This window comes from Desulforegula conservatrix Mb1Pa (assembly GCF_000426225.1).
GTDB classification, from domain to species: Bacteria; Desulfobacterota; Desulfobacteria; order Desulfobacterales; family Desulforegulaceae; genus Desulforegula; species Desulforegula conservatrix.
In genome coordinates, this window is the sequence record NZ_AUEY01000071.1 from 1 (window position 1) to 19,815 (window position 19,815).

Annotated in this window: 24 protein-coding genes and 1 pseudogene; 24 read left to right on the plus strand and 1 reads right to left on the minus strand. The window is 44.3% G+C overall.

The features are described 5' to 3' along the window. The 7 genes and pseudogenes from K245_RS25140 to K245_RS0117435 form a co-directional block, all read left to right on the plus strand. Nucleotides 1-284 (plus strand): transposase (locus K245_RS25140; protein WP_027359741.1); only part of this gene is annotated, 284 nt, incomplete at its 5' end. A 40-nt stretch (nucleotides 285-324) separates the two neighbouring features. Further along, entirely contained in the window at nucleotides 325-1,692 is a 1,368-nt protein-coding gene (locus K245_RS0117410) for a hypothetical protein (RefSeq protein WP_027360245.1), read from the plus strand. Nucleotides 1,693-1,768: 76 nt separating this feature from the next. Then, nucleotides 1,769-2,569, plus strand: a complete 801-nt coding sequence (locus K245_RS25145) for a hypothetical protein (RefSeq protein WP_051284317.1) — start codon at nucleotides 1,769-1,771, stop codon at nucleotides 2,567-2,569. Nucleotides 2,570-3,106: 537 nt separating this feature from the next. After that, nucleotides 3,107-3,394: a hypothetical protein gene (locus tag K245_RS25150; RefSeq protein WP_051284319.1), complete on the plus strand. Its 288-nt coding sequence runs from the start codon at nucleotides 3,107-3,109 to the stop codon at nucleotides 3,392-3,394. 103 nt (nucleotides 3,395-3,497) lie between these two features. Next, nucleotides 3,498-3,897: pseudogene (gene tnpA / locus K245_RS25155) on the plus strand (IS200/IS605 family transposase). Between the two features lie 327 nt (nucleotides 3,898-4,224). Next, nucleotides 4,225-5,085: a dCTP deaminase domain-containing protein gene (locus K245_RS0117430; protein WP_027360246.1), complete on the plus strand. Its 861-nt coding sequence runs from the start codon at nucleotides 4,225-4,227 to the stop codon at nucleotides 5,083-5,085. After that, the gene (locus K245_RS0117435; protein WP_027360247.1) at nucleotides 5,075-6,007 is read left to right on the plus strand and encodes a radical SAM protein; all 933 of its coding nucleotides are present in this window, start codon (nucleotides 5,075-5,077) and stop codon (nucleotides 6,005-6,007) included. The genes K245_RS0117430 and K245_RS0117435 overlap by 11 nt, the downstream gene beginning before the upstream one ends. A gap of 1,110 nt (nucleotides 6,008-7,117) precedes the next feature. Here the strand turns inward: K245_RS0117435 and K245_RS0117445 are convergent. Then, on the minus strand, nucleotides 7,118-7,633 hold the full coding sequence (locus tag K245_RS0117445; protein ID WP_051284321.1) for a transglycosylase SLT domain-containing protein: 516 nt from the start codon (nucleotides 7,631-7,633) through the stop codon (nucleotides 7,118-7,120). Between the two features lie 307 nt (nucleotides 7,634-7,940). Between K245_RS0117445 and K245_RS0117450 the strand changes: the two genes are divergently transcribed. The 17 genes from K245_RS0117450 to K245_RS0117535 all read left to right on the plus strand — a co-directional run bounded on the left by K245_RS0117450 (nucleotide 7,941) and on the right by K245_RS0117535 (nucleotide 19,727). After that, a complete protein-coding gene (locus K245_RS0117450) occupies nucleotides 7,941-8,105 on the plus strand; it encodes a hypothetical protein (RefSeq protein ID WP_198013921.1) in 165 nt (54 codons plus the stop codon). Between the two features lie 3 nt (nucleotides 8,106-8,108). Continuing rightward, on the plus strand, nucleotides 8,109-8,501 hold the full coding sequence (locus K245_RS0117455; protein ID WP_035277485.1) for a hypothetical protein: 393 nt from the start codon (nucleotides 8,109-8,111) through the stop codon (nucleotides 8,499-8,501). Next, entirely contained in the window at nucleotides 8,495-8,800 is a 306-nt protein-coding gene (locus tag K245_RS0117460; RefSeq protein ID WP_027360251.1) for a hypothetical protein, read from the plus strand. Before K245_RS0117455 ends, K245_RS0117460 begins: the two co-directional genes overlap by 7 nt. 152 nt (nucleotides 8,801-8,952) lie before the next feature. Then, the gene (locus tag K245_RS0117465; protein WP_027360252.1) at nucleotides 8,953-9,474 is read left to right on the plus strand and encodes a DUF3486 family protein; all 522 of its coding nucleotides are present in this window, start codon (nucleotides 8,953-8,955) and stop codon (nucleotides 9,472-9,474) included. Continuing rightward, nucleotides 9,471-11,030: a terminase large subunit domain-containing protein gene (locus tag K245_RS25160; protein WP_051284323.1), complete on the plus strand. Its 1,560-nt coding sequence runs from the start codon at nucleotides 9,471-9,473 to the stop codon at nucleotides 11,028-11,030. The genes K245_RS0117465 and K245_RS25160 overlap by 4 nt, the downstream gene beginning before the upstream one ends. Continuing rightward, a complete protein-coding gene (locus tag K245_RS0117475) occupies nucleotides 11,031-12,596 on the plus strand; it encodes a DUF935 domain-containing protein (protein ID WP_027360253.1) in 1,566 nt (521 codons plus the stop codon). It abuts the gene before it with no gap. After that, nucleotides 12,593-13,897 (plus strand): phage head morphogenesis protein, encoded by a 1,305-nt coding sequence (locus tag K245_RS26910; protein WP_051284325.1) that lies wholly within the window; start codon nucleotides 12,593-12,595, stop codon nucleotides 13,895-13,897. The genes K245_RS0117475 and K245_RS26910 overlap by 4 nt, the downstream gene beginning before the upstream one ends. A gap of 121 nt (nucleotides 13,898-14,018) precedes the next feature. Then, complete coding sequence (locus K245_RS0117485) at nucleotides 14,019-14,984, plus strand: phage protease (RefSeq protein WP_027360254.1); 966 nt, start codon at nucleotides 14,019-14,021, stop codon at nucleotides 14,982-14,984. After that, entirely contained in the window at nucleotides 14,984-15,403 is a 420-nt protein-coding gene (locus K245_RS0117490; RefSeq protein ID WP_027360255.1) for a hypothetical protein, read from the plus strand. The genes K245_RS0117485 and K245_RS0117490 overlap by 1 nt, the downstream gene beginning before the upstream one ends. A gap of 25 nt (nucleotides 15,404-15,428) precedes the next feature. Next, a complete protein-coding gene (locus K245_RS0117495; protein WP_027360256.1) occupies nucleotides 15,429-16,328 on the plus strand; it encodes a Mu-like prophage major head subunit gpT family protein in 900 nt (299 codons plus the stop codon). 76 nt (nucleotides 16,329-16,404) lie between these two features. Further along, nucleotides 16,405-16,791, plus strand: a complete 387-nt coding sequence (locus K245_RS0117500) for a gp436 family protein (RefSeq protein WP_027360257.1) — start codon at nucleotides 16,405-16,407, stop codon at nucleotides 16,789-16,791. Next, a complete protein-coding gene (locus K245_RS26915; protein WP_051284327.1) occupies nucleotides 16,788-17,267 on the plus strand; it encodes a phage virion morphogenesis protein in 480 nt (159 codons plus the stop codon). The genes K245_RS0117500 and K245_RS26915 overlap by 4 nt, the downstream gene beginning before the upstream one ends. Then, nucleotides 17,268-17,714: a hypothetical protein gene (locus K245_RS0117510; protein ID WP_027360258.1), complete on the plus strand. Its 447-nt coding sequence runs from the start codon at nucleotides 17,268-17,270 to the stop codon at nucleotides 17,712-17,714. It abuts the gene before it with no gap. Between the two features lie 2 nt (nucleotides 17,715-17,716). Then, the gene (locus K245_RS0117515; protein ID WP_035277486.1) at nucleotides 17,717-17,962 is read left to right on the plus strand and encodes a hypothetical protein; all 246 of its coding nucleotides are present in this window, start codon (nucleotides 17,717-17,719) and stop codon (nucleotides 17,960-17,962) included. A 33-nt stretch (nucleotides 17,963-17,995) separates the two neighbouring features. Then, complete coding sequence (locus tag K245_RS0117520) at nucleotides 17,996-18,748, plus strand: phage tail tube protein (protein ID WP_027360260.1); 753 nt, start codon at nucleotides 17,996-17,998, stop codon at nucleotides 18,746-18,748. Between the two features lie 81 nt (nucleotides 18,749-18,829). Further along, nucleotides 18,830-19,252 (plus strand): hypothetical protein, encoded by a 423-nt coding sequence (locus K245_RS0117525; protein ID WP_027360261.1) that lies wholly within the window; start codon nucleotides 18,830-18,832, stop codon nucleotides 19,250-19,252. A 277-nt stretch (nucleotides 19,253-19,529) separates the two neighbouring features. Beyond that, the gene (locus K245_RS0117535; RefSeq protein ID WP_027360263.1) at nucleotides 19,530-19,727 is read left to right on the plus strand and encodes a hypothetical protein; all 198 of its coding nucleotides are present in this window, start codon (nucleotides 19,530-19,532) and stop codon (nucleotides 19,725-19,727) included. Nucleotides 19,728-19,815 lie beyond the last annotated feature (88 nt).

Consider the following 19,815-nt stretch of genomic DNA (forward strand, 5'->3'; position numbering starts at 1 on the left):
CTGGTTTCCAGCACGAACCCCATGTTACTGGAGGTGGTAAAGCAGCTGTAGAGCATCCATCCTTCAAATGGGTCAATATAATACTTGGTAACTTAAAAAATGCGCTCAAAGGTACTTATCATGCAATTAATCGCAAGCATGTTCCGCGGTACCTGGCAGAATTTCAGTACAGATTCAATCGCCGATATGATCTGCCGTCCATGATTCACAGACTGATTTATGTTGCTCTTAGGACTCCACCCATGCCATCAACCATGCTTTCTATGGCTGAAGCAGAGTGGTAATCAGATTGTTTTATATGCCCCATTTACTATTGCAGCATTCTTGTCAAAACCATTAGGCTATGAATTTCAAGTCCTCACTGCTATTGTTTTTATTGTTATGGCAATAAGCACTTGTGCTAGTGCTGCGTCGCTAAAAGTTAGCTTTATACTTGCTCCAGGTGTTGGTGTTGCGACATTATTGGCGCATGCATATGCTCAAGGTAAGGAACCCATTGTTTTAGTTAGTGCGACAGTAATTGCAAGCATTATAGCTTATTTTTTATCGAAATCAGTTAGTGAAAATATTTCATATCGCCAAAAATTTTTAGATAAGTTGCCAGAACCAATAAAAATTGGAGTAAAAGCAGGTATAGGAACACTATTGGCTAGTGTTGCATTATGTCAGGTTCAAGCCCCTCCTGTTGTTTCAAATATCACACGGCTTGAATACTTTATTGAACCTAACAAGCCTGGTATCAACTTTACTCCAATTTTGATATTTGTTGTTTTTACGTTTATTTTGATTTTATTTGAGATTATAAGTGAGAGTACTACAACAAAAAACTCTAAATTACCAATAAGTTTCACTCTATTCTATACGAGATTAACAAGAATAGCTTCTCCATTACTTATATTCATCATTTTATGCAAAGCGGGATCAATCTCATTTCCTTTAGAAGTTAGCAATGATTTTTTTTTACATAATATTACAAATCTTTTTTCAGTATTAACTCTTTCGACTCATTTGGGTCAAAATATCAAACCATTAGATATATTTCTATTAATAGTGGCGCTATCTGGTATAATATGCTTTATTTTTATAATAGATATCCCAGGTAGTCCGTATGATATGCTGAAGAAACACTTCAAAGACGATTACTCTGAAATATTTGACAAATCCTTTAGAATTGCATCAATATCGTCGATGATTTCTTCTTTTTTTGGTTTATCTACTTCTGTTTATTATGCAGAAAACAATATAATTATTCAAGCGTCTGAAGATTCAAATGAAAAAAAGCATATTGATAACTTTTTGACAAAACCAGGCATTGCGTTCTTTTGTTCTTTTTTCTTGTTTATAATAGGAGTTTTTTTTCTTTTTTGCAAGATTAACGGCAACTCTTACAAGGATCTTCATTCGCTAATCAAATTTGCTGTTGCACCAAATTTATTCTGTTTAGGGGTTCACTTAACTTCAAAGTCACTAATTCCAGAAAATACTAAGAACACGGAAAATTATAGCAGTATATTTTATGCCCCAGCTTCGTTAATTATTCTTTTAATCGGAAATATTGGTTTTGAATTTTCAGTACCTTTGGGAATTATTTATTATTGTATCATTTCTCATAAATATAGAAGTATATATTTTTGGGGGTCAGTTCTTTCGTTAGCTTTTTTATGCCTTGTAAGGATTCGATTTATTTCTTGATAGCGGCTTAGGTTTGGTTGGAATTTTGTGGTGCCATTTTATTTGCTTAAACACGAGATAAACCCAGAACCCCCTTATGTTACAGTTAGGAAAGATTATAGCTACATTTAGAGAGGTTTTAATGGCGAAATGTTATTATCCAGGTTGTGAGAGTCATGCAAATTCAAAAGAACATATTCCACCTAAATCATTTTTTCCCGATTCAAAAAAAACTAATTTAATGACTGTAAAATCATGTAAGCTCCATAACAACGAAAAAACAAAAAATGATTTATATGCTCTCATCAATATATGTACAAATTGTATTGTCGAGAAAAAAGATGATGCAGTTGAAGTCTTTGAAACAAGAGTTAAACCTCAGTTAATGCATAACAATGAGGCCCTGTTCAAAAAAGTATTTAGCAATTTAACCAAGGAAAGATACGGATATAGGTTTAAGGTCGATAGGGAAAGATTAGATTCTTTTTTTAATTGTCTTACCCATGGGATTCTATACAATAAAACTAAAAAAAAAATTAATCCTGAGAATTATTTTCTTAGTCATCTATACATGAACCTTGATGAACGCAATGAAGATGGAAGTATTCATGATGAGGCCACAAGGACAAAAATGTTCTGGGCAGAAAATTTTCTTGGCAACAGTTCCATTGCTGATATTCTGGAATTTAAAACAAAAAGCAAAAATGGTTACAGTGAAGACGTCTATAAAGTTAAAATTATTGGAGCTGACTTTTTAGAGGCTATTAAGTCAGATGACTTAACTTCTTCTATAACAGTCATTCATGAGTTCTACGGTCACTTTGTTGTAGTTTCATTGTTAACTAGAGTGACAGCATTTGAAAATTCTTTTGCGCATTTTGAAGTTAAAAGCATATAATAATTCCGGGAACCTTCCATGATAACTATTGTCAAGAAGAAAAAACACCTCACCTAAACTAACACAGACGGCGTAAACTCTGGCGTATAATTTTGATTTAGCGGTATCTTAAGCTTCATCTCATATGCTTAGTTCCGGTGACACCTTACTTAATTATTCTGCTAATTCATCAATTAGGTATGGTGTCCCCAGAACTCCAGAATATAAGTTTTTCACTCAATTTGCACACCCTATAGTTCTGGAGACATCCATAGTTAATTTTATGTTAACCTCTTTTTAAATTAAGAATCGTGCCCCCACATCTCCAAAACCAATACCACTGCCGCCAGATAATAAGCATTAACACAGATTCCGGCCAGCCGCTTTCCTTCGACGCCATCTACACCCGCACCCCCTAAAACTACGGGCTTTATTATAGTTACTGCATCTAATGGATATTAACCAAAAGTAAAAAAACGATGGACAAACAGCATTATATATGCTGAGAAATATAGTCAAAATAAGATATTGATAACGATTCTAAGGGTGAACTTATTAATGAATACTAAAATATTGGTCTTGCTTGTTAGTACTATTTTTATCTCCTCTGCGGCCCTTGCTGGACATTTACATCCTGAAAAATGGTATCAGAATAAGTGGTGTGATGAACAAAAAGGAAAATCAGAGGTTGTTTTACCTGATAGAACACGTTGCGACTGCATTACTGATGTGAACGCGGTTGAATTTGATTTCGGCAAAAAATGGGCTGAGGCAATAGGCCAGAGTCTCTACTACTCCCTCCAGACTGGCAAGCGAGCTGGTGTTGTTTTAATTAATCATAAGTAAACCCCCGGCTCTGCCGGTGGACTCACAGAGTTTGACAGATCCTGGAATAAGAAGAAGTCTCCAATAACTGAACCGCCTAAAGTTCAAGTTAAAGGAGACTTCAATGAGCGAGAGACAAAGCCTAAGCCATAGTACCTGGGAATGCAAGTATCATGTAGTATGGATTCCAAAGTATAGAAAAAAGACTATTTATGTAGAATTGAGGAAATATTTGGGAGATGTATTTCGAGATTTGGCCAGGCAAAAAGAATGTGCAATATTGGAAGGCCACTTGATGTCAGATCATGTTCATATGCTTATTAGTAGGCTTTATAAAGGGGAAGAGTGCAATAAGCATTGCAAGGAATTATGGTGGCCGGAAAAAGAATTTTACCGGTCAGAATTTTTGGGCAAGAGGCTATTATGTATCGACAGTTGGCAAAGATGAGCTGGCGGTTCGAGATTATATTAGAAAACAAGAACACGAGGACCGCAGAATTGAACAATTAAGACTGTTTGATTAATCACCTTTAGGTGATCCCCATTTTTTACCGCTTTGAGCGGTTCAGAATTCCATGCCACCGGCTTTGCCGGTGGTCGGTGACTCTTGAAGAACAGGAAGATTATAAATATTTTTTACGTTTAAATTCAACTATTAATCATTTCAATCTCCCGATTGACACATGGGAAATGAAACCTTGATAATTTTTCATAAGGGAACATAGCGATTTGATCATTCCGACGAAATCAAAGTGGTCGCTTGACCCAGTGCAGCTTCGGCGCGGCATAGATTCCCGTTAAATTCATAGTTATATTGATCCATTTAAAAGCATGTTTTCTGGAGATATTGAATGCAAAGCAGACACAACATAATAGAACTTTTAGAGACAGGGGTTATTGAGATTAGCTCAACAAATGAGGATTATCCTTTTAATAAAGATCATCAAGTCGGAAGTGACTCAATTGATTTAAGATTAGGCGAATATTTTTTTAAAATAAGAGATGACTTTAAATATATAAATACACTGAGCATAACTAATAATTTCGCTAATGAATTGTTTGTAAAGCACAATTTTAATTCTATGGGATACATCCTAAAACCACAGGAGATCATATTCCTTCCAACATTAGAAAGAATAAACATGAAATCACCTAGATATTACGGATATGTCAGCGGTAGAAGCATATACTCTAGGTTGGGTTTGTCTGTGCATTGCACAATGACAAAATTTGGATTTGGCATGAATTCTATTATCTCATTACAGGTTATTAACAATTCCCCTGTACCTCTGAAAATTTATCCTAAACAAAAACTTGTTCAACTAGAAATTCATGAAATTTACGGGAAAATGACCCCATATGACGGTCGTTTTTCTCTTGAGAAAACTTATTTACTCCCTATTACAAAGGAGTCTGAATTAGAGTCTTATATAGATATTGAGAAACGAATCATTCAAGATGATGAGCATGTTGTGATAAGAAAAACCAAATATGATGAATCCGTTTACAGAAAACTAAATTTTTATTTCAAAGCGAAAAAAATAATCGGAAGTTTGTTGGGTATTGGCGGTTTAGTAAGTTTTTTTGGATTGTATGCGCAAAAACCTGATGCGTATATACTGGCACTTGTTTTGATTTCATTATTAATTACTATTGACTTTATATATACTGAATTAGCATTGAGCAAAGGAGTCTCTATAGATGAGCAATAAACATAAAATCAAAACAGTTCGGCTACTTTCAACTAATGAATGCAATTTAAGTTGTTTTTATTGCTGTGCTGAAGGGCATAAATCTTTATATAATCATTTGAACTCAGCAAATATAAAAAATATAATAGGAAAGTTGAACTTATTCTTTGATATTGACCGAATCAAAATTACAGGTGGTGAGCCATTATGCTCAACAGATATTGAAAACATAATAGACTCTATTTATAAAACAAAGAAAGCAAACCAACTTGTATCAATCGTCACCAATGGTACTATGACAGAAAAGTTAAAGAAGTTGCTAAAGTATAAAGATCTGGATGTAGCAATCTCTTTACCTTCAACCAACCAAGAGATATTTGGATTGATAAACCGTGATGGGACGATTATTGATAAAGTTAAACAGTCTATAGAATTATTGATACAAAATAATTTTTCAACGAAATTAAATTGTGTTTTGGTAGAAGGGGTAACTAACACAACTGAAAACATAAGTGCCATAATAAATGAATATGGAAGTTTTCATAATGTAGAAATCAGGTTTTTGGAACTTAGCATTAATGATATAAATAGAAACTTTTTTGATTATGATAAGTACAAAACTGATCTTGATGTCTTTGATGTTAATATGAAAACTATTGGTTTTGAAAAATGTTCTCAAACAGAAAAAAGGGAATCCGTGCTCTATGCAAAAAACGGAGTACGAGTTAAGTTGATAAAGTTTTTTTGTTATGATGGCTGTGATAATTGCCCAGATGATAAAACCTCAATATGGGTGTCCTGTGATGGTTATATTTCAAATTGCTCATTCACTAGTATTAATGAAATTGAAATGAGTAAATTTTCACCTGAAGTAATATCTAATTCAATAGAAAAATTGCTCGATCAATCTTTTAAAAATTCTGGAGACACCATACTTAATTAGTGAGGCAAGATAGCAATTAAGTATGGTGTCCCCCAGAATTACTAAAATATAAAAAGCCCCAGTATAAATACTGGGACTACGCCTCAGAATTATTCTGAGACTAGAAAAAGGTGATCGTCAGGCTCACAACAAAAATTTTTCTTATACAAGCTTGAAACTTGACTCGAGTCCTTTTTGTTGTTTTAGAAGGTTTAAATCTATTAACAATAAAAGTAATAAAATTAATTACAATTAGAGTTAAAAGTCTAAGCATTCTGCACCTCAGACGGGTTCATTATGGTCTTCCACATATAAACCTCCTTTTTTGCTGGCAACCTTTACCTCCACCAGCGATTACCAGCCGTTATTTTGCTGGGGCATGCAAATGATTCGAGATGTTTAAGTGAATAATATATATTTTTATTTACTCTTAAAATAAGTATTTGTTGCCTTAAACGCAACTATGTGAATTCTTTTATCCAAAGCCGTTTTTCTGAATGGATCTCCAAAACCTGAAACTTAGAATTCCGGGGACAGTATACTTATTTATTCTGTTCTTATAATTTTCAATTATAACAGAGCTTGCCATGAACGAATGGGGAAAAAAGAAATTCTCATAACTGTAAAGACCTATCCTGAATACAGTACAAGGCACATTGAAACTGTTTGTACAACTGGTATTTAAAAAAACTCAAAGAAACAGATTCGTCTTTACCCTGTAAGATACAGGTATCTTGATGGTGACAGGCAGTTTAAAAAATATCAATGGATCAAAGCCGTAATAAGAAGCGCCAGTAGCGACAGCAGGCCTGAAAGCTACAATATAAAATATGAAGCTCTTCAGATTGGTGATGTAATCCATCCTGAAAAAGACGGTTGGGCGCAGAGGTGGAAGATTATTTCTGGCAATCCCGGGAATATTTTTGATTCTGTTGAGAGTCTTTATGATTCAAATAAAGAATGCGGAACTTCTCTTGGCCTTGTGAGAATAAGCTGCGTGGTTGGGTTAATTGCGCCCTATGCAAATAACCCAACATTTTAGCTGCATTCAAAACCGCCATTTCAAACATGAGCCAGAAGAATAAAATAACAAAACCCCGGAACCTTTAAAAAGGCTTCCGGGGTTTTTGTTTATAGGCGGCATTCAGACATAAGCCCTTTTTCCAACTTTTTCCTTACCTTTTCTGCAGCCTTCGCCTTTGTCACAACTCCATCCATATTGAAATCAAGCCCCTTGTTCTGTATGTATCTTTTCGGAGCTTTTGGATCATCTTTCCTGAACAGGACATGATCTAACGGTTTGCCAATTGCCGCAGGCCAGAGGATGGCCATGTAAACATCCTCAAGTGTTTTCAGCTTGCCCTTGTATGGTTTCAGGTAGGATTCCACGTAATAAAGCTGTTCTTCAGGTTTCATTCTTCCAAGAAAATCTGTGGTTGTTCCAAGAGTTCTCGCTGTTGCTGGCATAAACTGAATCAGCCCCACTGCCCCGCTTCCTGCGCCGTTTTTTACAGACGGAGAGAATGTTTCGCCTGTTTCAAAGGCCATCGCGGCCATCAGCCAGTCTGGATCTGTTTCAAGCCTTTCAGCCATTTCTTTCACTTTTGCCCTGAATTCAGGGCTTACTCTGTTTCCCCACGCGAGCATTATGTTTCCCCCTCATCCCTGCCTTCTCCCTCGAAGCTGTCGGAGAAGGAGTTATTTGTTAAATCCCCCTTGCCCCCTTTAAAAGGGGGAATCGTTGAGCCGTAGGTCGGATTAGAGCGTCCTTTGCTCGTAACCCGACGTCATCAATTATGTCGGGTTACGGGATCAGTAAAAGCGTTTGATCCCTAACCCGACCTACAAGTTTAAGCGTCGCATAATCAGCATATTGTGTTCATGGCGAATACCAACACCATTCAATGTTCAGCGGCGGCCCTATAAAGTCATGAAAAAAGACAATGGAGGGATCATGAAACAGTACATTCTTGAAAGGCTCAAAGAGCCGTCCACATGGCGCGGCCTTGTTTTAATAGCAACTGCGCTCGGCGCAAAAATATCACCAGACCAGGCAGAGGCCATTGTTCTCGTCGGGATCGGGATTGTCGGCCTCATCGGCACATTTACGAAGGGATAAAAAATGTCTTCTGTAACGATAGAATTCTGGCCGCTCCTGTCTGGAATTGGACTGCTCCTGGTGTCTTTTTTAGGGTTTGTGTTCGCGGCAGGGAAAATTCTGCTTTCCCAGACTGACAAGCGGCTGGATCAGAGATTCGTGGGCCTTGAGGCAATCAGGGCGGAAACAGCCAAGAACTGGGAAGACAAATTCACTACCCTGATGATCAGTTTCCGGGAGGAAGCAAAGGGCTGGCAAAACCTTGAGAAGGATTTTCTCAAATATCAGAACGTCATTTCCAGGGAATATGTCCGGCGTGAGGACTATATCCGCAATCAGACGATAATCGAGGCCAAGCTCGACGGCGTGGCCATGAGAATAGAAAACCTGCAACTGAAAGGATTACGCGAGTGTTAGATCCTGCAAAAACCAGAAGAGAATCAATGCGCTGGTACATTCTCCTGACCCTCAATAACGCCAGGCCCATAGGCGCTTATGAGGAGCTGATACTTGCGACCATCCAGGGTATTTATACTGATGCAACGGCTCTGGAGTTAAGGCGGGAGCTTGATTATCTGGAAGACCGAAAGCTCGTGGATCTGAAAAAAGAACCATGCGGAAGATGGTTTGCGGCTCTGATCAGGTACGGGGTTGATGTGGTTGAATATACGGTTGAATGCGAGCCGGGCATTGCGAGGCCTGGGAAGTATTATTGAATCCCCCCGGCCCCATTTGAAAGGGGGAACAGGCTGTCGCGCCCAAATCGTTTTTAAGGCCCTAAAAAGCAAAAGCCGCCCTGATGATTCAAAAGGCAGGTTGAAGAGTTTTTAAACGGTGTTTAAACACCTTCCCGGATGGATTTGAATAAATGCCCAAACCCAGCAGCATAGAAATTTTGCCACAGTCGGTCAAAGAGTGGCTGGACACAACTCTGGTTGAAAACAATTTCAGCGGATATCAGCTGCTCGAAAATGAGCTTAAAGAGCGCGGATATCAGATCAGCAAGAGCGCCATCCACAGATACGGGCAGAATTTTGAAAAAAGACTCGCGGCTGTCAGACTTTCAACAGAACAGGCCAAGGCTATTGTCGATGCCTCACCCGATGATGAAGGTGCTGTAAACGATGCTCTCATGAGACTGGTTCAGGACAAGCTTTTTAATGTCCTTATAGATCTGGAAGTTGACCCTGCAAAAGTGAATTTTGGTTCCCTCGCAAGGGCAGTGGCAGAACTTGGCCGGGCTTCTGTTACCCAGAAGAAATGGGCTTCAGAGGTAAAGAAAAAGGCAGAGGAAGCGGCGGCCACAGTTGTCCAGGCAGCCAGAAAAGGCGGTCTTAGTGATGATACCGTGGACGAGATCAAGCGTAGGATACTGGGGATAGCATCATGACAATTACCGAAATTACTGATCCGCTTGCCGATCCGCTTGTTCAATATCAGAAGGCCTGGGCCGAAGATCAGTCAGAAGTGGCCATCATAGAAAAGTCCAGACGTACAGGCATTTCATGGACTGAGGCTGGAATAACAACGCTTGAGGCATCTGCCAAGTCCGGCATGAATGCCTGGTACATCGGCTACAACAAGGACATGGCTTACGAGTTCATTCTGTACTGCGCTTGGTGGGCAAAGCTCTACAATCTTGCGGCGGGAGAAATCGAAGAAACGGAAGAAGTTTTTAAAGATGGAGATGAAAGCAAGTCCATTCTTTCCTTTGTGATCCGCTTTGATTCAGGCTGGCGCATCACGGCTCTTTCATCCAGACCTGCCAACCTTCGAGGCAAGCAGGGCCGGGTTATCATAGATGAAGCTGCTTTCCACGAACAGCTCGGAGAACTTCTGAAAGCGGCAATGGCTCTTTTGATGTGGGGCGGCAAGGTTCGCATCATTTCCACACACAACGGCGTGGATAACGAATTCAACGAAGTCATTACCGAGGTCAGGTCAGGCAAAAAACCTTACAGCCTGCACAGGGTGACCCTTGATGAAGCCTTGGAAGACGGAATTTACAAAAGAATCTGCATCAAGCTTGGGAAAGAATGGAGTCCTGAAGCAGAAACCAGATGGCGTCAAAACCTCATAGACTTTTATGGAGATGCCTCTGAGGAAGAGCTTTTCTGTGTTCCGAGCAAGAGCGGCGGAACATATCTGCCAATCGGGCTTATTGAAGCGAGAATGAATCCTGACACTCCGGTGGTCAGGATTGAAAGAACAGATGCTTTCGCGCTTCTGCCAGAATCAGAAAGAGAGGCTGACATTGCTGAATGGTGCGAGGAAATGCTTCTGCCTCTTCTCAGTGCCATTCCGGAAACAGTGCAGACCGTCTTTGGTGAGGACTTTGCCAGAAACGGAGACCTGACTGTCGTGACTCCCCTTATGAGGGAGCAGGATCTGAGATTAAGGCCGCCATTCATGCTCGAAATGAGGAACATTCCTTTTCATCAGCAGGCCCAGATCCTTTTCTTCATAGTCGACCGGCTGCCGGGTTTCCTCGGCGGAGTGATGGACGCAAGGGGCAATGGTCAATATCTGGCAGAAGTCGCTGCCCAGAGATACGGAGCGGGAAGAATCATCCAGCTGATGCTTTCAGAAGGCTGGTATCTGGAGAACATGCCTCCTTTCAAGGCCGCGCTCGAAGATGGTTCAATTTACGGAATACCTGCCGACAAGGACATCCTCGCTGACATGAGGGCTTTCAAGGTTGTGCGCGGAGTCGCGAGGATTCCTGAAAAAAGAACCACGGACGCCGAAGGCAACAAAAGACACGGAGATGCGGGTGTTTCACTGGCTCTTGCCCATTCCGCGGCAAGGAGCGGGTTCGAGGCTGAGTGCTTTGATTACAGGAGCGTAAAGTCAGTCATAAGCCGAACAGATTCCAGATGGGAAGAAGAACCGGAAGACTGGCGTGAAGTAAAGGCGACTGCGGGATTCATGAGGGGAGCGGTTTAAATGGCAATATTCGACTGGTTAAAAAAGAAAATCGAACCGGAAAAACTATCCGAAGAGATTGCGATTCCAAGCGTCTCAGGAATCAGGAATCCCTGGCACCCTGAATCCATCAGCCAGACGCTTACTCCGGCAAGGCTTGCGGCTATTTTAAGGGAGGCTGCCGCAGGAGATCATCATGCCCAGCTGGAATTGGCCGAGGAAATGGAAGAACGTGATCCTCATTACGCAAGTGTTCTGGGAGTAAGGAAAAGAGCTGTTTCAGGTCTGGAGCCTGAAGTGGTTGCTGCGTCTGATTCTGCTGAAGACGTGAAGCTTGCCGATGCTGTGCGTGATCTTTCTACAAAGCCGGGATTCACTGCCCTGGTTGATGATCTCATGGACAGTCTGGGCAAGGGTTATGCCGTCACAGAAATAATCTGGAACCGCACAAAGGCTGTATGGACTCCTGAAAGATACGAATGGTGCGATCCTCGTTTCTTTGTGTTCGACAGGGTAACAGGCCGGGAACTGAAGCTTATGGATCAGTCCGATGCCTTTGGTGTTTCCCTGCCTCCTTACAAATTCATTACCCACATACCACGGCTTAAATCGGGTCTCGCGGTCAGAAGCGGTCTGGCAAGACTCGCTGCCGCGACTTACATGTGCAAGGTCTGGACTGTGTCCGACTGGATGAGCTTTGCCGAAGTTTTCGGCATGCCGCTCAGGATTGGCAGATACAGTTCCGCTGCCCAACCTGCTGACATCAGAAAGCTTGTTTCGGCAGTGGCGAATCTTGGTTCTGACGCGGCATGTGTCATTCCTGATTCAATGAGGATCGAGTTTCAGGACGCTGCCAGAACAGGCGGAGACAAGCTTTTTCTGACCCTGGCTGAATGGCTCGACAGGCAGATGTCAAAAGCCGTGCTTGGCCAGACCATGACATCGGACGACGGATCGAGCCAGGCCCAGGCAAAGGTTCATAACGAGGTGAGGATCGATATTCTGAGGGCTGACGCTAATCAGCTTGAAGAGACCCTGAACCGGGATCTGGTCATTCCGTTCATTATCCTCAATTTCGGGGAAAAAGAAAAATATCCGCGCCTTACCCTGCCTGTCAGGGAAGCCGAAGACATAAATACAATGGCAGAAGCCCTGGCAAAGCTTGTTCCCCTTGGCGGCCTTGGCATCGAGGCGAGCCAGGTCAGAGACAGACTTGGTTTTGCAGATCCTGCTCCTGGAGCTGTGCTTTTGGGAGATATCAAGCCGGAAAAGGCAGCAAACAGAGAAAATCTTGATGTTGGCGGTTTATGTCGAGCTTCGCAGGCTCAGCGCGACCTACAGCAAGGCGTTCCACTTCAGGCCGATGCCATTGATGAAATGGTGATCGACGGCCTCGCGGAATGGAAAAAGATGGACGGCCCGGCAAACGCGGTTCTTGAGCTTGCGGGACAATGCGGATCTTTTGATGAGTTTCTGGCTGGCCTTCCGGGAATTGCGGAAAAGGCAGGTTCACAAAAGCTTTTTGAGGATCTGGCGAGGCGGGCTTTTGAGGCAAGGGGCAAGGGTTATGCGGAGGGCTTGTCTTGAAGTTTACCTTCCCCGCAGATCCGCCTGATGAGGCTTTGTCATTTTTCAGGGCAAAGGAATTAAGACCCGGCTTTGATTACCGGGATGTATGGCGCGAAGAACACGCCACATCATTCACAGTAGCCAAGGCAATGGAGCTTGATGTGCTCTCTGACATAAGAAGCGCGGTTGATGGCGCAATTGCAGGCGGACAGACATTCCGGGAATTTTCCGCAAACCTTGAGCCATTATTAAGGGCAAAGGGCTGGTGGGGAAGAATAGATGTGCCTGATCCGAGAACCGGTGAAATGGTTAGCGCCCAGCTTGGAAGCACAAGAAGGCTCAGAACCATTTATGACGCAAATTTGAGAACAGCTGCTGCTGCCGGTCAATGGGAAAGGATACTGGAGGCCCAGGATTCTCACCCTTACATCATGTATATGATCGGGCCTTCAAGGGAACACAGGCCTGAGCATGTGAGCTGGCACGGGTTGATGCTTCCTGTGAATGATCCGTTCTGGAATTCTCATTTCCCGCCCAGTGGCTGGGGGTGCAAATGCCATGCACGGTCTATATCCGAACATGAAGCAGCAAGGCTGAGACGTGACGGAATACCTGACATGGCGAACTCAGTGCCTGAGATAAACCCTGAAACAGGTCTGCCTACAGGACATCTCAGAACTGAAAACATGCCGGTGAGAACAACGGCTCCTGAGATCAGATACGTGGAGTGGGAAAATACAAGAACAGGCCGAATTGAACGAGTGCCTGAAGGAATAGATCCTGGCTGGGACACAAATCCGGGTGCTGCCGCAAGAAGGGTCAGAAGTCTTGAGTATCTGACGCAGAGGCTTGAAAGCGCGAATTATACAGATGCTGCCGCATCGGTTTCAGATATTGCGCGGAGCGGGTTTCTTGAATCGTGGATGTCAGATATGACCGGCAACTGCCCTGTTGGAGTCCTTTCAGAAAGGAATATGGCTGACATAGGCGCTGAAAGCAGAGTCGTTCTTTTGTCTCCGGAGACGATGGACAAGCAGATCAGAAGGCATCCTGAACTTTCTAATGATGAATACGCCAGAATTCACGAGGTCTTGACTCTGGGTTATTCGGTTCAGGATTCACCAAGCTCGCTTGTGTTTATTCTGGAAGATCAAAACGGATACGTGACAGCTATCAAATCCACCAAAACAGGCAAGGCCGTGTTTATGACAAGTTTTAGAAGATTGAGCAGTGATGAAGTCAAAAGAGATGAAGAGATACGCAGACTGCTTAAAAAAGGAAATAAAAAAGCGGATGGCGAGGCCCCCCAATCCACTTGAAGTGGCTACCCCGCATAACGCTCCAGACAGGAGTCTGTGCTACGGCCGGGAGAATATTACCGTGTCACATCCGCTTTAGCTAAAAACATAATAAATCAGTGGACTTGAAAGGTCAAGGACTATGGAAACCGTAAAAAGAGCACTCAATCATGAAATCACCATGGCTGGTGAAACTCCGGCTGCTCCGGACTGGGTAAGGCTTATGCCGCCCGGCCCTGAGATCAAAGGAAGAGACGGCAGAAGCTGGCGCATGGATGATCCGGCGAGTCTGGTTGCGGCATTTAATTCGGATTCCAGGGATATCCCGCTTGATTTCGAGCATTCCACAGAACTCCAGGCTCCGAAGGGTCTGCCAGCTCCTGCCGCTGCATGGTTTAAGGAGCTGAAAGTTGACGCTGACGGAGGAATTTCAGGCCGGGCAGACTGGACACAGTCAGGCAGAAACGCAGTGGAATCAAAGGAATACAGATATATTTCCCCGGTTTTTGTTTTTGACCGGGCTACCGGAAGAGTTGTCCGGATAACTTCGGCTGCCCTGACAAACCAGCCGAATTTGAGGCTTGAGGCCCTTAACCATCAACAGACACATGAACAAGGGGAGGCAGTAATGAAAAAAGTATTCGAAGCCCTCGGGCTTCCGGAAGGCTCGGACGAGGACAAGGCGCTGAACGCTGTATCTGCGCTCAAGGCAAAGGCGGATGGTCAGGCCCCTTCTCTGGACAAGTATGTTCCAAGGCCTGATTTTGACGCGATGACCCAGAGGGCGCTGAACGCGGAAAAGCTTCTGAAAGAAGGAGCGCAGGCCCAGCTTGACAAGGAAATAGACGACGAAGTCGCCAAGGCTCTTGAAGCAGGCAAGATTACTCCCTCTACAGCTGATTATCACAGAGCCATGTGCAGAATTGACGGCGGACTGGACAGATTCAGGGAGTTTGTAAAGGTGGCTCCTGAGATAGCAGGTGTTTCAGGACTTGATAAAAAGAAGCCTGAATCAAGCGCGGGTCTGAGTGATGAGGAAAAGGCGGTATGCCGTAATCTTGGCATATCAGAGGAAGATTACCTTAAAAACGTGGGGAGTAAAGGCTAATGGCAGCACTTACAACTGACAGGGATACACCATCAAAGGGAGCGCGGCTTGTCAGCCTGCCTGTTGCCGCGTCCGCCAAAATATACGCCGGTTCCATAGTGGCCGTGAACGCTTCAGGTTACGCGGTGCCTGGTTCGGCAACTGCTACGCTAAAGGTGGCTGGCCGGGCCAATGAGCTGGCGGATAATTCCGCAGGCGCGAACGGAGCCATAAGCGTTCTTGTAGGAAGGGACGAAGCATACCTTTGGGACAATGCCACAGCAGGCGACGCTGTTGTCCAGGCCAATATGTTCAGAAGCTGTTACGTGCTTGATGACAACACCGTTGCAGGAGTCGACGGCAGCGGAGCAAGGCCTGTGGCAGGAACTGTTGTGGGAATCGATTCTGCTGGCGTGTGGGTCAAGCCGCCTGTCATTTAATCAGGCCATTTAATGAGGAGGAAACATGCAACCAATAAACGCATTAAAATTAAAGTCGGTTTATACAGGCTTTAAAACCATATTCAACGATGCTTTTACAAAACAGGCCGATCCGAAATGGATGGACGTCGCCACCCTTGTTCGTTCTTCAACCGCTCAGGAAACATACGGCTGGATGGGATCTTCCACCAAGTTCCGTGAGTGGATTGGCGAAAGGGTTCTTCAGAACCTGTCGGTCTCTGACTATACGATCAAGAACAAGACCTTTGAAAATACAGTAACAGTGCCGAGGGAAGCAATGGAAGATGATGCCTATGGCGTTTTCAGCCCCATGATTTCCCAGCTTGGCATAGACGCGAAGAATCATCCTGATGAGCTTGTGTTCGCTCTGCTCGCGGGCGGGTTCACTGGCCTTTGTTATGACGGCAAGGCTTTTTTCGCTGCCGATCATCCGGTTAAGGACGCAAACGGCAAAAGCCAGAGCGTGTCGAATCTTGAAGCAGGATCTGGAACTCCGTGGATGCTCCTCGATGTTTCAGGAGCCGTAAAGCCCCTGATTTTCCAGAAGCGCAGGGATTATTCTTTTGTGGCCATGGACAAGATGGATGATGAGCAGGTTTTTACATCCAGCGCTTTCCGTTACGGAGTGGATTGCCGCGTTAACGCCGGATACGGACTCTGGCAGCTTGCCCATGCAGCCAAGGTGGATCTGAATACAGAGAATTACACCAAGGTCAGAGCAGCCATGACAGGAAGAAAGGGAGACGGAGGCAAGCCTTTGAATCTGAATCCAGGACTTCTTGTTGTTCCTCCTTCGCTTGAAAAAGCGGCACTCGATATTGTCAAGGCCGACAGGCTGGCAAACGGAGCGGACAATGTTTACACAGGTTCGGCAAGAGTAATGGTCTGTCCTTATCTGGCATAGTCATTGGTTGATGTCGGATTACGAGCAAAGAGCGCTCTAATCCGACCTACGCCACGGTTTTTATGGGGAGATTTAAATGCCTTACGCAACGCTTGCGGATATTCAGAAAAGATTTGGAGAGGATACTGTCCTGGCTGTCAGCGATAAAGACGGTGACGGGATTCCTGATAGCGATGTCATAGAGGCGGCAATCTCTGACGCTTCGGCTGTAATGGACGCGTATATCGCGGGCAGAACAGTTGCGGATATTCTTAAAACCCGGATTTGCTGTGACATCATCATGTATCAGATGGCCCATGATGCGGGATCTTATGTCGATGAGTACAGAAAAAGGTACGATGATTCCCTGAATCTTCTGAGGCATATCGGCAAAGGTGAAATCTCTTCTGCTTCAGAAATAGGCACTGCCTCATCTGGTGTGGAATTTTCATCAAGTCCGAGGATCTTTAAGAGGGGCTTATGAGCTTTCAAGTCACAATAGAAGGCGCTGACCTTGTCAGCTTGAGAATCGGCAGTCTCATAAGCAGCCTTCCTGGAGCTCAGAGGAAGCTTGTGTCAGCTGTGGCCGCAGAAGTCGAAACCCAGACCAGACGGCGCATAGAAAATGAAAAGACAGGGCCGGACGGTTCAAAATGGCCTGACTGGAGTCCGGCAACTGTGAAGCTTTACGCGAAGCTTGGCAAAGCCGGTCACATGCTTCACCAGGAAGGCAAGCTGCTTGATTCCATAAGGGCAAAGGCAATTTCAGATGAGCAGGCAGAGGTATCAGCAAACAGGGTATACGCGGCTATTCAGCAAGTGGGAGGTCTGGCTGGCAGAGGACATAAAGTGAGAATACCGGCAAGGCCATATTTGGGGATATCGGCAGAAAACGCGGCAGACATAGATGCTGTTGTGAGCGGTCTGGCTGCAAAAATTTTAGGAGAGGCGGGCCTTTAAATGCACGAATATCTTGAACTTGAAAAAGCGGCCATGGAAAAGCTCGCGGACATGAAAACAGCCGGAATCATAAAGACTCTTGCGCCTTATGCTGGTGAACTTGATGAGGCAGCTGCAAAGAATCTGACTGGAATGACGAATCTTGCGCCGTTTGTTTATCTTGCTCCTGGCATTATCAGAACAAGGCCAGCTGGCGGCATGGATGAAATTGAAGTCAAGCTGATCGTTCTTGCGGGATGCAGGTGCAATCTTGCTCCGGGAGCGCAGATCAAGGGCGGAGACGAAATATACAATCTGCTTGAATCCCTGAAATCAAGGCTTGACAGAAAGACCATCGCAACCGGCTGGCTGCCGCTTCGCAGGGAAATGGAATATCCGGTCGCAATGCCAGCATCAGGGAATATGGCGGTTTACATAGCGGTTTATTCCACATCAACAAAGAGGTGAGCATGATTGCAATCAGTAAATGGGGGCTGAATATTCTCATAGCTATTGACCAGCTCGGCAATGCAATGAGCGGAGGCGATCCTGACGAGACCATTTCAAGCAGGATCGGGAAGATAAAGAAAGCAAACGGCGGGAAGATTCCGTGGACGCATCCTGTATCAAAAATAATAGATGCCGGGCTTGAGAAGATAGATCCGGGGCATTCGATAAGGTGTATCGAGGCGGATGAAGGCGCGAATCAGGTATGATTATTAAACAATCAAAAATAAAGGGAGCATGAAATGGCCAGAGAATATTTTTCCTTTCAGGGCGAGGTGTGGTTGGGCAAAAGAGACGCGTCTGGGAATGTCACAGAGCTGAATTTCATGGGCAATGTCCCTGAATTCGAAATCAATCTGTCAGTGGATAAGACCGAGCATATAGAAGACTTCACAGGCGAACGCACCACGGACTCTGTTCTGGTTAAAGCCAAAAAAGCCGACATATCGCTGTCGTCCGAAGAGCTTCTTATGGAAAATCTGTCCTTGGGCCTTTATGGCGTCTCTTCGGATATCGCGGCAGGCACTGCCACGGACTGGGCATTTCCGATAACTGCCGCGGCAGGAGTAACCGGTCTTCTTCCACACCAGCTGATTTCTTCTCTGGTGCTAAAAGACAGCACTCCGTCGACACCCCAGACGCTTGAGGCCGGTGTCGATTACGAGGCAGACCTTACTTACGGCTCTGTAAAATTTTTGGATGTTACTGACCTTACTCAGCCAATCAAGGCGAGCTACTCCTACGACAAGGTGGCGAAGATGGCTATTTTCGGCACAAATGCCCCGGAGAGATGGATCAGGTTCAAGGGGATTAATACGCTTAACAGTAAAAAGGTTCTTGTGGATCTTTACAGGGTGTCTTTCGATCCGGGAAGCCTTTCGCTCATAGCTCGCGAGTACGGCAAGTTTCCGCTTAAGGGGCAGCTTCTGGGCGACACGACTAAGAAGAATGATCCGGCCCTCGGCATGTTCGGCAGATATGTCGAGCTTGGGTAGATAAATACCACAGAATTATTGTCTGATTACGAGCAAAGGATGCTCTGATCCTATCTACGATAAACATAAAGGAATGAAACAATGAGAGATTTTGCATCTGATAAAAATACGATCGAGATAACAGACGGACGCACAGGTGATGTTCATGAAATGCATTACCGCAATCCTACGGCCCAGGAAATGGCAGCTTTCCAGGCAGCCATGTTCGAGCGCAAGGGAAAGAAGGTGGTCAATAAGGTTTATTCAACAAGGATAAAATTCGGAGAGGCAATACTCGCCGGATTCAAGCCCGGCACATTCGGCATTAATGGCGTGGCTATAAGCGCGGTTGAGACTGATCCCGGATACAGGGCGGACTGGAAAAAGCTGCTTGTGGACAACTCTCCTGATGTTGTTGCAGCTGTTGCCCAGCAGGTTTTTGAAGGCACGGGCGCAAATAAGGGAACCGACGACATCGAGTTCGTGACTGAAGGTGATGATACCAGCCCTTTGTCGGCAGCATAGAAGATCTTGAGCATGAAATAACCCTCATGCTCGAAGGATGCGGCGAAAAGCGCAAAGAGAAAAAATGCAGGCCTGGGTTTGATTCAAGATGTGAGGAATGTCCACACAGACCGGCGACGCATGAATATGTTCTGCATCTCTTTAAGCTGCATCTTTTGGGACTGGGGGGATTTCCTTTCCGGGCCAATGATCTGAGTATGCAGATATGGGAAGACCTCGGCAGGTTGAGGCAGGCAATAAACGCGAAGATGAGAGTATTTTAAAACAGGGCTGAATTATGGCGGAAAACAGGGTCTCGATAATAATAAGCGCGAAGAACATGGCTTCAGATGCTTTGAATCAGGTGAAAACCGGGTTCAATAATCTCGGAGAGTCATCAAAAACCTATCAGCGCACCCTGTCAGAAGTCAACGGCACCATGTCTTCAGCCATGTCAACGGCCATGCGTTTTGCGGGAATAATTAATCATAAGTAAACCCCCGGCTCTGCCGGTGGACTCACAGAGTTTGACAGATCCTGGAATAAGAAGAAGTCTCCAATAACTGAACCGCCTAAAGTTCAAG